At 44.4% G+C, this 12,507-nt stretch carries 16 protein-coding genes; 15 read left to right on the forward strand and 1 reads right to left on the reverse strand.

What is annotated here, in order from left to right; all coding sequences use genetic code 11:
* The 6 genes from CRENPOLYSF2_RS16290 to CRENPOLYSF2_RS16315 all read left to right on the forward strand — a co-directional run.
* The coding region (locus CRENPOLYSF2_RS16290; protein ID WP_217884133.1) for a hypothetical protein at positions 1–630 on the forward strand (630 nt) is incomplete at its 5' end.
* Positions 631–773: 143 nt separating this feature from the next.
* Complete coding sequence (locus CRENPOLYSF2_RS16295; protein WP_087145010.1) at positions 774–998, forward strand: hypothetical protein; 225 nt, start codon at positions 774–776, stop codon at positions 996–998.
* A gap of 63 nt (positions 999–1,061) precedes the next feature.
* Positions 1,062–1,877, forward strand: a complete 816-nt coding sequence (locus CRENPOLYSF2_RS18920) for a hypothetical protein (protein WP_087145011.1) — start codon at positions 1,062–1,064, stop codon at positions 1,875–1,877.
* Complete coding sequence (locus CRENPOLYSF2_RS16305; RefSeq protein WP_087145012.1) at positions 1,867–2,373, forward strand: J domain-containing protein; 507 nt, start codon at positions 1,867–1,869, stop codon at positions 2,371–2,373. The genes CRENPOLYSF2_RS18920 and CRENPOLYSF2_RS16305 overlap by 11 nt, the downstream gene beginning before the upstream one ends.
* 47 nt (positions 2,374–2,420) lie before the next feature.
* Positions 2,421–2,924: a siphovirus Gp157 family protein gene (locus CRENPOLYSF2_RS16310; protein ID WP_087145013.1), complete on the forward strand. Its 504-nt coding sequence runs from the start codon at positions 2,421–2,423 to the stop codon at positions 2,922–2,924.
* A 613-nt stretch (positions 2,925–3,537) separates the two neighbouring features.
* Positions 3,538–4,839 carry a replication initiation protein gene (locus CRENPOLYSF2_RS16315; protein ID WP_087145014.1) on the forward strand — a complete coding sequence of 434 codons (1,302 nt, stop codon included), beginning with the start codon at positions 3,538–3,540 and terminating at the stop codon, positions 4,837–4,839.
* Positions 4,840–4,873: 34 nt separating this feature from the next.
* Here the strand turns inward: CRENPOLYSF2_RS16315 and CRENPOLYSF2_RS16320 are convergent, their stop codons facing one another.
* Positions 4,874–5,107 (reverse strand): hypothetical protein, encoded by a 234-nt coding sequence (locus tag CRENPOLYSF2_RS16320; protein ID WP_087145015.1) that lies wholly within the window; start codon positions 5,105–5,107, stop codon positions 4,874–4,876.
* A gap of 76 nt (positions 5,108–5,183) precedes the next feature.
* On the opposite strand from CRENPOLYSF2_RS16320, the gene CRENPOLYSF2_RS16325 reads away from it, so the two are divergent.
* From CRENPOLYSF2_RS16325 to dcm, 9 genes are all read left to right on the forward strand, one after another.
* Entirely contained in the window at positions 5,184–5,828 is a 645-nt protein-coding gene (locus tag CRENPOLYSF2_RS16325) for a hypothetical protein (RefSeq protein WP_087145016.1), read from the forward strand.
* Position 5,829: 1 nt separating this feature from the next.
* Positions 5,830–6,357: an ATP-binding protein gene (locus CRENPOLYSF2_RS19305; protein ID WP_245808035.1), complete on the forward strand. Its 528-nt coding sequence runs from the start codon at positions 5,830–5,832 to the stop codon at positions 6,355–6,357.
* Positions 6,354–6,752, forward strand: coding sequence for a hypothetical protein (locus CRENPOLYSF2_RS19310; RefSeq protein ID WP_245808036.1), 399 nt, complete (start codon positions 6,354–6,356; stop codon positions 6,750–6,752). The genes CRENPOLYSF2_RS19305 and CRENPOLYSF2_RS19310 overlap by 4 nt, the downstream gene beginning before the upstream one ends.
* Complete coding sequence (locus CRENPOLYSF2_RS16335; protein WP_087145017.1) at positions 6,749–6,961, forward strand: hypothetical protein; 213 nt, start codon at positions 6,749–6,751, stop codon at positions 6,959–6,961. The genes CRENPOLYSF2_RS19310 and CRENPOLYSF2_RS16335 overlap by 4 nt, the downstream gene beginning before the upstream one ends.
* Before the next feature lie 128 nt (positions 6,962–7,089).
* Positions 7,090–7,548, forward strand: a complete 459-nt coding sequence (locus tag CRENPOLYSF2_RS16340) for a nucleoside 2-deoxyribosyltransferase (protein ID WP_087145018.1) — start codon at positions 7,090–7,092, stop codon at positions 7,546–7,548.
* A 239-nt stretch (positions 7,549–7,787) separates the two neighbouring features.
* Entirely contained in the window at positions 7,788–8,897 is a 1,110-nt protein-coding gene (locus CRENPOLYSF2_RS16345) for a metal-dependent hydrolase (protein ID WP_087145019.1), read from the forward strand.
* A gap of 113 nt (positions 8,898–9,010) precedes the next feature.
* Positions 9,011–10,033: a sensor histidine kinase gene (locus CRENPOLYSF2_RS16350; protein ID WP_087145020.1), complete on the forward strand. Its 1,023-nt coding sequence runs from the start codon at positions 9,011–9,013 to the stop codon at positions 10,031–10,033.
* Between the two features lie 245 nt (positions 10,034–10,278).
* Positions 10,279–11,034: a TdeIII family type II restriction endonuclease gene (locus tag CRENPOLYSF2_RS16355; RefSeq protein ID WP_087145021.1), complete on the forward strand. Its 756-nt coding sequence runs from the start codon at positions 10,279–10,281 to the stop codon at positions 11,032–11,034.
* Positions 11,035–11,208: 174 nt separating this feature from the next.
* Positions 11,209–12,438, forward strand: a complete 1,230-nt coding sequence (dcm, locus tag CRENPOLYSF2_RS16360) for a DNA (cytosine-5-)-methyltransferase (RefSeq protein WP_087145022.1) — start codon at positions 11,209–11,211, stop codon at positions 12,436–12,438.
* Positions 12,439–12,507: the final 69 nt, after the last annotated feature.

Genomic DNA, 12,507 nt, shown 5'->3' on the forward strand with positions numbered 1-12,507 from the left:
CTGCGGTGTCGTCCCCTGCGCCGTCCTTGCCTCGTGGTCAGGTGTGGGTTCGTGGTGTTTAGTTCGCCCGGTGTGGTCGCCGTGGCCGGTTCGCGGGTTCTCCCCGCGTCCGGTTTGGCGTTGGTGGCTCAAGTCGTGCCGGTTCTTGCTGCTGGTGGCGTGTCGTTCGCCGTTGGCTGTTGTTCCGGTGCGGATGCCGCGCTTTTGGCCCTTGTTTCGCCGTCCCGTGTGCGCTGTTTTGCCGCATTTGGTTCGGGTGGTGTGGGTTCTGGGCAGTTTTCGGCGGTGGCGGCTGTGTCTGCGTTTTCTGGTTCAGGTGGTTTTGTCCAGTGGTGGGCCGGTGGTTCGGTTTTTGTGCCGTTACGCGTTCGGCTGGCTCGGCGTACCCGTGCGGTCGTAGGGGCGGCTAGTGTGGGCTTGTTGGTGTTTTTTGGTTCGCCAAACTCGCGCGGCTCGTTGTTGGCTTGTCAGTGTGCGGTTTTACGTGGCTTGCCCGTGGTGGCGTTTCCCTGTGGTTTTTCGGGTGCGTTGTTACCTTCGCTGGGTTCTGGTTCTTGGGTAGCGGTAGGTGGTACGGGTGTTTGGTCTAGTGCGTTTTTGTGGGTTCAAACTCAACAAAAGTGCATTTAAAACAGTGTGCTTAATCGTCAATTTTACCGTTTTTTAGTGACGCTAAAGGAGAAAAACGGCAACCGTTAACCGGCTTTGCGGGTTTTCAAGGGTCGCAACCTTGTAATGAAATAAACCGGATTTTTAACTTTGGAGTATGTGTTATGAAACCACGTTGTGTTTATCAAATTGACGGACAAAATGGCGGCATTGTTAGCGTCGCTGAACGTAAAAATGAAAATTGTGTTTTGCTGATAATCAGCAATGGAGAATCAGAAACTCAAATCAGTTTGAGTAAAGAAGATTTTAATGAATTAGCGAGTTTGCAATACAACCTACGGTTCACAGAACCGCAGGCTGAACAGTCCGCTTTAAGAGTCGTTGGATAACAACCTATTTTCTAAGCGTGGTCTCGAACACCGCGCTTAGATTTACATGCAGGAGTACATATCATGGCAGCATCAAATCAAAAAATCAAACAGGTGCTTGAAGTTGCACCTGAACCAACGGCGGCATTACCCGCAGTAATACCGCTCACACCGTCACCCGTGGCACTGGGTACGCTACAGGCATCAAGCCCCACCGCTTTAGTTTCAGGTGCGGCTGAAATGGCTCACGAGCTGGCCGTAGTCATCGACAAACAGCATTTATTCACAGTGATACAGAGCAAGCGTTTTGTAAACGTTGAAGGCTGGACAACGCTTGCAACAATGCTAGGCGTTACCGCCCGTGAAGTTAAAACTACTGAACACGACGGCGTTTATGTCGCGGTTGTGGAGTTGGTGCGGATGTCTGACGGTGCGTGTATCAGCCGAGCCTCGGCTGAATGTGGCGATGAAAAACCGTGGAACACCCGCCCACGCTACGCGCGGCGCAGCATGGCGCAAACCCGCGCCACTGGCAAGGCTTGCCGTCTGGCGTTCAGTTGGATCATGAGTTTAGCGGGGTACGAAGTCACCCCCGCCGAAGAAATGACACCGATCATTGAAGCGGTACAGGTAGAAGCGCCACCGGCACGAATTACCGCCAGTCAGCACAAGCTGTTAGAGGCGCAAATTCGAGACTACAAGCTCGACCGTGAGCGAGTGAAAACCTGGCTAAAAAAAGCCTGGCATGTGGAACATTTCACCGAATTAACACCGGTTCAGTTTGAAAGTTTGCTAACACGGCTTGAAAATTGGGTCGGTGAAGAATACGCAAAAGCTGAAGCCGCCAGCGCGTTAAGTAGGGATGTTTACCCGTTTTCTGGGGTGGTTTATGAACATTAAAGACGCGCTTTCTATTCTCGGACTGGGTGCGGTGGCCGACCAAGAAGCCATTAAAACCGCATACCGTAAGGCTTGCATTAAATACCATCCCGACCGCAATCCCGCCGGTTTGGAAATGATGAAGGCGGTTAATGTGGCCTATCAATTCCTGCACGATCTTGACTACAACGGCGCAGAACGCCCCATTAACGAGGAAGTTAACAGCGATTTTGGCGAAGAACTCAACGCGGCAATAAACGCCGTTATTGGTTTGGCTGGCATCACGATTGAAGTGTGCGGGGCTTGGGTGTGGTTGACGGGTAACACCAAACTGCACAAAGCCGCGATCAAAAACGCCGGTTATTGGTGGGCCAAGAAAAAACAAGCTTGGTATTTTCGGCCACCCGACCACAAAAGCCGTAATAAAGGCGATTGGGATTTGGAAAAAATCCGCGACACCTATGGCAGTGCAACGGTTAATCAATCGTCACGTTATCAACCCACTTTAGCCCAGTAAGGCATAAAGGGCGGCACTTACCCGCCGCCCACACCGAGGACATTATCATGAGCAACTTATCTTTGTACCAATTAACCGGCCATTATTTGCAAGCCCTGGATTTTTTGACTGATCCAGAAATGGATTTACCCATTGAAGCCATCAACGACACCCTGGAAGGCTTAAGCGGCGAACTGGAAGACAAAGCCATTAACGTGGCCATGTTTTTAAAAAACATGGAAGCCACCGCCGAGGCGATCAAAAACGCTGAAACGGAAATGGCCAAACGGCGTAAAGCCTTGGAAAATCGGGTGCAGTGGTTTAAGGATTATTTAAAAGGCAGCATGTTACATACCGGCATTAGCAAGATTGAATGCCCGTATTTCAAGCTTTCCATCCAAAACAATCCGGCAGCGGTCAATATTTTTGATGAAGACGCGATACCTTTAAAATTTAAAGAACAGGTTGTCAGTTGGAAGATTGATAAAACTGCGATTAAAAACGCTATAAATGCTGGCGAGAATGTCGCTGGCGCGATTTTAACGAATGGCAAAAGGTTAGTTATTAAGTAACTAAAAATGGCAGGAGGGCTGTTTTTATAGCCCTCCTGTGAGTATAAGCATAAATAATCAAAAAATATAGCCTGATTGTGTGACTCGTTTCACGATTTCAACAATTGGCCTTTGCGCTGTAAAAATTGAGAAGGTATCATCACAAAACAACAACAAGTTTTTTGTTTTGCTGTTGTTGTTTAATAAACAACATGTTTAATATAGTTTAGCTTTCTGGAAGCCGCGTTTACCAATGGCTGTAGACAGTTAATATCACTGTTTACGGGATGAATTATCACTGTTTACGGGATAAAATCATTTTAATTATCACTGTTTACGGGATGAAAAAGGCTAATTATCACTGTTTACGGGATGAATTATCACTGTTTACGGGATCAATCTATGTGACTAAATATATTTAATATAAGTTACTGTTTTATCTTAAATATTTTTATTGTCTCATGACAATTATCCCTGTTTAGGGGATGAAATGTCACTGTTTACTGGACGAATTATCACTGTTTACGGGACGATAAAACATCACAAATTGTCACTAATTATCACTTTATAAAATTTTTTTATAAGTGATAATTTTGTATAATCGGTCATAAAAAAAAGTTTCAGGGGAATTATCATGGCAGTAGCGGCAATAACTGAGCAACTTAAAAAACATGTGGCCGCCATCCATACCAGCGGGGAACTCTCGCTATTGGAGCGTAAATTAGCCAATGTGTTGCTTTTGAACGCCTACGATGAATTGTTGACCAAACGGACGCATACGTTACCGGTTAGGCATTTGTGGGCTATGCTTGGTTGGGATGACAGCAATAATACTGAATATCTTCAAGAAGCCCTCCGCAAGCTCAATTCCACCTCCATCGAGTTCAATATGATGAAAGATGGCAAACACAGTTGGCATGTCATGTCTCTGCTGGCCTACGGTAATATTGAACATGGTATCTGCACTTACAGTTATACCGAATACCTTGCCGAACGCCTTTATAAACCTGAAATTTACGCGACGATCAATATTGGCGTACAGCACCTCTTCACTGGCAGTTACGCGTTGACATTGTACGAAAACTGCCTTAGGTATAAGACAGTGGGTTCCACCGGTTGGTTGGAATTGGAGCTGTTCCGGCGCATCATGGGAGCCGATGCTGAGCTTTATGACGAATTTTACCGTTTGAATGAGCGTGTCATTAAGCCATCGGTAAAAGAAATCAACCGCGTTTCAGATATACAGTTGGTGGCCGAATTTAAAAAACAAGGCCGCAAAGTCAGTGCGGTTCGATTCATGATTACCGAAAGCCCTCAACAAGCACTCTTAAAGCCGGTGATCGAAAATGACCATGCTGCTATTCAAGAATCCGACTTGTTTAAAAAGCTGCTGGAACACGGTATAGGCAAGCGCCTAGCCATTTTATGGATTTTGCAAGACGAAGCGCGTGTTCGTGAGGTGGTGAGCTACGTGGAAGCCAAAGCCCATAAAAAACAGGTCAAAGGCTCAACGGCAGGTTATATCCGTACCCTTTATGAAAGTGAGGCTGTAGTAGGTAAAACGCCATTTGAAGAAAAAAAGGCGCAGGAAGAACAAGGGAAAAAAGACGAAGAGCAGCGCAAGGCTCAGGAAAAACGGCGTTTGGTACGGGAAGCCGAATTTCTACGCGAACACACCACCGCAGCAATAAACGCCTTGTCAATTGAAGAAAAGCGCGTTTGGGCAAGTAGTTACATTGCCGAGGTAGGCAGTGCAACAACCCAAACCTACAATGCCGAAACAGCCAATTTTAGAGTGGGTTTGGAGCGAGTTCAGTTTTTGGCCTGGTTGCATAAGCGCCTAGCCCCACAAATAAACCCCACAGAATACAAGGCTTGGCTTAAGAGAAAAGAAGGTGATAGAGAAAGCACTAAAGATGGTTCTGCCAAACTTTAAAAACAAAACCTTGTTGTGTGGTTGACGGGTAAAATCACCGAACCACCTCAACCTTACCAACCCCCAACCCAAACAACAAATCCACCGCCACATCCAGGCGCTTAAAAACCCGAACTTCACCCCTTGCGGTTTCCAGCGTGGCATTCAGCTTGTGCTTTCCGGTGAGCGTAACCACCCAACCCTCATCATCACCACCGGCGTATTTTTTGATGACCGGTGTTTGCAACGCCCCAGCCCCTAATAATAATTCTGCTTCTTTTAGATTCATGGCACTAACATTTGCTGGTTCATAAACTAGACTAGGTTAAAACAAAAACAAAATTTTGTTATGGCAAAGTATAGACATGATCCTGCAAATTATCACAATTGTAACGGTATTATTGCCTTTCCAAGTAAAAGCCTGGGAAGATGACAAGGTTTTGACGTTTATTAACCAGGCTAACCCAATCCTGCAAGCCCAGCACAATGTAACCAGAGCCTACGATAAACCGGATACTGTCACCTGGGCGCTACGTAACACCTCGCTAAGCGGTCGTTTGGGCTTTGGTGGTACCGACTTTCGGGACACACCTTTCACGGCGTATGGTGGCCTACAGATCAATATCCCGCTGTCATCGATCAAAGAGGACAGGGAGAAAGCCTTGAAATTAGTCACCGAAGCCAAGGAAACCGACGACCTGAGCACTAAAGTCATCACCGACATGGCGCAACTGCGGACACTGGAAGCCGAACAAGCGGCATCCGACGTGCGCCGTAAATTCCTGAAAGAAAAAGCCGCGTGGTTGAAACAGCGCATTAACCAAGGCTTTTCCTCGGAAATGAATGAGCTTTGGGCAATTGGCGGCAAGGTGAATGATGAAGATGCCCTGATTGCCAAAATAGACGTACTGGCCAAGACGCAACGCTACAAATTGTCCAAATATGCCGGTTCAGAATGGCAAACCTTACTGGCCTACCTGCAAGGCCACAACGACGCATTAGGAGGCTAGAATGGACGACATTGTAGGTTTAATAGGCCGTGACAATCTGGTTGCCGATGTGGTGGCCGAAATCAAGAAGGGCAAGCACGTTATCCTGATTGGCTCGGTGGGCATTGGTAAATCGGCGGTGCTACGGGCGGCGTTGGATCAGGTGCAAAGCAACATTGCCCTGCTGATAAAGCTACGCGACCACCAGGCCAAAGGCCAGTTTGTCGAAATGGCGCGGCAAATGCTGGACTTGGATCTGGTAACTGCTCAGGAGCTGGACTTACCCGCCAAGTTTCACGGCTTGCCCGGTACACAAGTGGACTGGAAAGAAGTCAAAAGCCAGGTTAACCGCATGAGTATGCGTGATTTAACCCATGCCATTATTCCGGCACTGGCACGCGCACCCGACAAGCCGGTGATTGCCGTGGATGATTTAACTTCGCTGACACCCACCCAAATGGCGTTCTGGCTGGCGATATTCGACCATGCCCAGGTGGTGGCTGTGCGTCCGAGAAAAAAGCCCGTGTCCGCAAGCTGTGGTGGAAAATGAAAGAGATTACCGTTAAGCCGCTACCCGCGCCGGTGATCCGTGAAATCGTCAAGAAATACATCATCGCCAAGGGCGTGTTGATCGAATCGCCCGACCTGTACATTTCTCACGTCGTTAAACAATCCGGCGGCATACCGCAAGCGATTTACGACATGTTGGATGAATCCAGTAAAGAAAGCCTCATTGACAAGAAAAAAGTACGCGCCATGCGCCATGAAGCAGGGGTGAAATACTTGGACTTTACGCCAATGGTAATGGTGATTGGCGCGTTGATTGTATCCATGCGCTACATCGGCATGGGTACGGGTGACAAGACGCTGTACATCATGGGTGGCATGGGTGCGGCGTTGTTTTTGACTTTCCGTTTCTTTGTTTTTAAGGGTATTGGCCAATGAAAAAAAATAAGCTTGTCCGTGTGAATTTATGTGAAGAAATCCGTAACGATGCAGCCGCGTCCTACTGGTTAAAGGCGGCACTGGATTCTGCACTTAAACGTGATCCGGTGGACGCGGTAACCGATGCCGAGGTTCTGGTGATGGCGTTACGGGAGCGTTGCACGGGTGCATTTTCCAAGCTGCCGGCCTTTTTGTTTCAAGCGAAATAATATAAATTAACCCATTAAACTAATAAATTTATTTTAATATTGAATGGGTTAGATCCTTATGGCTCGAAAATGCAGGAATCGTTGCCGTGTCACTGGACTCAAACCCTGGAACTTAGAGAACATCAACAATGAAAAAACGAATCTATCTTGCGAATCCGTATGGATTTTCTAAACAGGCAAAAACCCTATTGCCCGAATTAGTGACCGCCCTCGAAAGTTTGGGGCTAGAGGTGTGGGAGCCTTTTGAACGCAACGAACAGATCGACTTCTCTAATCCTGGCTGGGCTTATGATGTCGGGCAGAAAGACGTATCGGATGTGAAAACCTGTGATGCTATTTTTGCTGTCGTCAACGGCACGCCTCCCGATGAAGGGGTGATGATTGAGTTGGGTATAGCGATGGCTTTGGAAAAGCCCATCTTTCTTTTTAGAGATGATTTTAGGCGGTGTACCGATAGCGAAGGCTATCCCCTGAATCTTATGATCTTCGCAGGCTTGCCAAAATCCAGCTGGCGCACGTTCTACTACGAATCAGTCAATGAGATTTGTTCTCCAGACAAAGCCCTTGCTCAGTGGGCAAGTTCGTAAGGCTATTGCAGATTTGTAATAGGGCTTAGTCGCTCATGGCCCGATAAATCCCGTGAAACTTTAGAGCCTTTTGTTGATTAGCGCCCCATTTTGAAACTTTTACCTTTTCGAGGGAATGGGCAAAAACGGGGGTGAGGCGCAAAGGAACGTAAAACCGGTTTAGCGTCTGTCATGATGTGCTTTTGAATTTAACTCAGTAATATCAAATATTTTAGTGCCTTCCGTGGACAATAAAAATAATGCTAGCAGCCACCCACGCCGCCTTTTCAACCGTCATGTACTTGGGTGGCGCAACCGTTTTTGAGTACAAGATAGACCCCATAGCCTGGTGTTTGGCGATGCTGTTCTCCATCATGCCGGACATCGACCTGCCCACGTCAAAAGTAGGAAGGCCGTTGTTCTGGATCTCGGTGCCGCTGGAAAAGCGTTTCGGCCACCGCACCATCACCCATTCTTTTGTCGGCATTGCCATTCTGGTAACGTTAATTTCACCACTGTATTTCTATTATCCTTTGTATTTTTGGGCGTTGCTCGGTGGCTACTGGTCGCATCTGCAAATCGACATGGCCAATATTCGCGGTGTGGACTTGTTCTGGCCGTCGCCTATACGCGTGGTGATGCCGGGCAAACGGGCGTACCGGCTGGAAGTGGGCAGCAAGGCAGAAATGATTGTCTTGTGTTCGCTGCTGGTGTTTTGTGTCGGTCTGTACCCCATGAGCAGCTTGGGGCTGCGCGGTGGTTTGCACCAAATCCTGAAAGATTTTGATATTTCTTACGATGAATTTATCGAAGTGCAGGGCGCAAACTGGTACACGCTGGAACTGAAGGCCATAGATAATCTGACCTTGGAGCATATCAATTGCAACTGTCCGATATTGGGCGCATGGCAAAGCGGTTTGATTATTGAGCATAACGGCAAGGTGCGTTCGGTGGGCAAAAGCCAGATGCAGCACAATTTGTTTCCGGTGGATGCGGTGTTGATTAAGGGTGAGCCGTTGCGGGTGATCTCGCAGCGTGTCGATATGAAAGGCCGGTCATTGCGTTGGCTGGTGAATAATTTAAAAGCCAATCACGGTTATTATCTGGTCGGTGAGTTGTATGTGGATGCGGACAAGGTGGTGAATGTCAGCCAGATTGAAACCTACCATCCGGTATTGTGGGGCGGCGATAAGGTGCGGCTGCATTATGCCAGGGCGGAGGATTTGGGCGAGTATTTGAATGTGACGGCAATTCGGGGTGAGGTGGTGGTGCAGTTTTGGTTACGGCCTGGTGATAAGCCGGTGGAGCTTACTTTTGCTGGAGGTATGGATGGTGAGGAGGTACCTGATGTGTTGAAAGAGATGTTTTAGTTGAAAATACCTAATGAACAATGGCAAGCCAGATAATAACGCCGTAGATTGGTATGTTTTTACATTGGCATTAAAAAATCTTGTATTCTGTATAATATTGTGCAAAAAATCATATGAACACTATAGTTATTCCAAGCAGCCTTACTCCAGAAAACCTCATACCCTTTTCCTTAGAATTTAATAATTTTCAAGAAACCTCAGAAAATTGTTTGGATTTTAGATTCTTGAGTCATGTTGAGCCTTTTGGAATGTTGTTTCTATCTGCATTGATTCGGCAGTTTGTAAGAAAAGGTAAAGAAAATTTTGGCAGAGATTTTAAGTTAACAGCGAAAAATTATTCCGATCATGATTACGCATCATGGATGGGGCTTTTTAAAAGCTTTGGCCTAAATCATGGAAACGAACCAGGCCAAGCTTCTGGTAACGGTACATACATCCCACTTACTCGATTGGTAGTAAGTAAAATTAAAACAGAAGCCCGTGAAGAATATGTGCATCATGGAGAAATAGTTGAACAGGAATCATTACGCATCGCTGGGGTATTAACAAGACACAGCAACTGTGCTGTGCATGAAACGTTAACCTACGCAATTAGAGAGATAATTAGAAATGTTGTTGAACATGGAGAAGCAAGTCACATTTGGTATGCAGCACAATACTGGCCAACAAAAAACAGAGTGGAAATATCCATACTTGACGAAGGCGTAGGATTATTCAGCTCTCTAAATAGAAATTCAAAATTAAGAATCCGAGACAACCGCCATGCTGTATTTAGTGCACTTCAGCCAGGAGTTTCCGGCGTGGCTAAAGAAAAAAGGAAAAAAAGTGATGGCGACTGGGTTAATTCTGGTTATGGTCTTTTTATGACAAGTTCCCTCTGTCAATTTGGTGGTAGTTTCTATATTTGTAGCGGTAGTGATGCAATAAAATTGATTGGTAATGAATCAGAATTCATGAGTTGCAACTATGATGGAGTTGCAATTCGTATGGTATTAGATACAAGTCGGATAAAAAAACTCAATGAAACTCTTAGGGAACTATTAGATAAAGGGCAAAAAATAGCATCGGAATTAGGTAACTATGATACCGAATTAACTGCATCAAAAATGTCTCGCATGCTATCAAGAAATATATAAATTTGTCCAATTGGGGTGACAAACAGCTTTTTTGTAGAGAACTTGTCCTATGACAATTTTTGAAATTGCACTAAGAACATTACTGTTTTTTTTTGTGAACTGGCTAAATTGTAGGCATTTTCTCTAAATACCCAACAAAGATTGGTAGGCAATAGTTATCTTCTCTCTGATATCAATTGCTATCATTTATTACCTATTTAAACTAATTTCCCTCTGTAAACCCAAATAAATTTCAATAATAAAACATGAATGAAGAATGCAAAAAACAGATTGCAGACCTTGTGAGAAAAAAGGTCTGTGAAAAATTGGAAAACTACAAATCAGAAACTGTCTACGCTCCATTTTTTTCAGCAATTTTTGATCGTGAAACTATTGTGATGGCATCTTTGATGCAATCCTTGTATACGACATTTGGCATGTCAATATATGAGCAAATGGCCGTGATCCTGGCAAAAGATAAAGGATGGATTGCCGAGCGACAATATAAATTGGAAGGTGAAATTGATATTAGTACTGAGGCATTAATCGATAGCTTTTGTCTGTCTGGTAAACCCAATAAAATGGTTGAGATTGAAATGATTCGAGACTCTATTAAACAAGGGGAAAGATTTAAGCATCACGAAGGGATCGTTGATGTTTACATCAGGAAACCTGATGGTACAGAGATTTTCGTAGATATCACTACTGTAAAGCCTAACCTTAAAGAATTCCGTTCGCTAAGACGCAAGATATTGCGGTGGGCTGCACTCAGGATGAGTACTAACAAAGATGCTAAGGTCGATACCCGTATTGGTATCCCATATAACCCATACCATCCTGAGCCTTACGCCCGCTGGACTGGTGCAGAATGTGATCCAGCTGGTGATCTTCTTGTTCAAGAAGAGTTATGGCACACATTTGCAGGGGAGGATGTTTTTGATGATATTCTTGATGTTTTTAATGAAGTTGGGATAGAAATAAAGCAAAAAGTTCGAGGTTTCATTTCTCGAGCAGGGGAATAATCTAAGTATTTTAACCAAATTTAAGGCTATCAGAATTAATGAAGGTTTAAAAACTACGAAATGTCCAGTAGCCGCCTACTTCCGATAATAAAACTATAACCATGACCAATGTTTGACGTACGGTTCGTAATGCTTTATTATTGGTAACCATTACCAATGTTTTGAGATAGCTTTATGATTCCAGATTTTTATAGCATTGCTCAAGTTGCTGATATTTTAAGTTTATCTAAAGAAACGCTACGTAGGTGGGATAATAACGGCACGTTAGTACCTGAAAGGCATCCCGAAAATAATTACAGGGTTTACCATCGAGCACAGTTAGAAAAATTTGAACAGGCACAGCTTCTTTTTAATAGCGAATGGGATAAAGAGCTATTAATTAGACCTAAAAGACCATATCAGCTAATTGAGCTGTTTGCTGGGGCTGGTGGTTTGGCAATCGGTATGGAAAGAGCAGGTTTTGAATCTGTTTTACTGAATGAAATAGATAAATATGCTTGTGCAACGCTCAGGAAAAACAGACCAAATTGGAATGTGATTGAGGGTAGTATTACGAATGTTGATTTCAAGCCATACAAAGGTAAGGTTGATATTTTATCTGGTGGATTTCCTTGCCAAGCATTTTCTTATGCTGGAAAAAAATTAGGATTTGAGGATACTAGAGGAACCTTATTTTATGAATTTGGCAGAGCATTAAAGGAATGCTCTCCTAAAGTTTTTATGGCAGAAAATGTTAGAGGGTTAGCATCACATGATGATGGTAGAACACTTGAAACTATAAGGTCAGTTTTAAGTGAATTAGGCTATTCTGTTTTAGAGCCTCGTGTATTAAAGGCTGTTTTTTATAGAGTGCCACAAAAGCGTGAAAGGTTGATTATCGTTGGTATAAGAAATGATTTAGCCAATAAAGCCGAATTCTTTTGGCCGTCACCTTATAGAAGAATTATGGTAATGAGAGATGCACTTAAAAAAGGTGATCTTTATACTTGCGATATCCCCGAATCAGATGGACAAAAATACCCTAAAAGAAAAGCTGAAATTTTAAATTTTGTTCCTCCTGGTGGTTACTGGCGAGATTTGCCGGATAATCTGCAAAGGGAATATATGCAAAAAAGCTATTTTCTTGGTGGCGGAAAAACCGGTATGGCTAGAAGGCTTTCATGGGATGAACCGAGCCTGACACTAACATGTTCACCAGCACAAAAACAAACAGAAAGATGTCACCCAGAAGAAACTAGGCCATTGAATATTAGGGAATATGCAAGAATACAAACATTTCCAGACAATTGGGAGTTTCAAGGTTCTCAGTCACAGAAATATAAACAAATAGGTAATGCAGTACCTGTAAATTTAGCCGAAGCAATTGGCCGTAGCCTTATAAGATTGCTAAATGACATTGAATAAAAATATCCTCTGTACATGACAAAAAAATAAGCCAATGAAATGTCATATAATTTTCGTTTTTGTAAACGA

It is taken from the genome of Crenothrix polyspora (genome assembly GCF_900163755.1).
Classification (GTDB): domain Bacteria; phylum Pseudomonadota; class Gammaproteobacteria; order Methylococcales; family Methylomonadaceae; genus Crenothrix; species Crenothrix polyspora.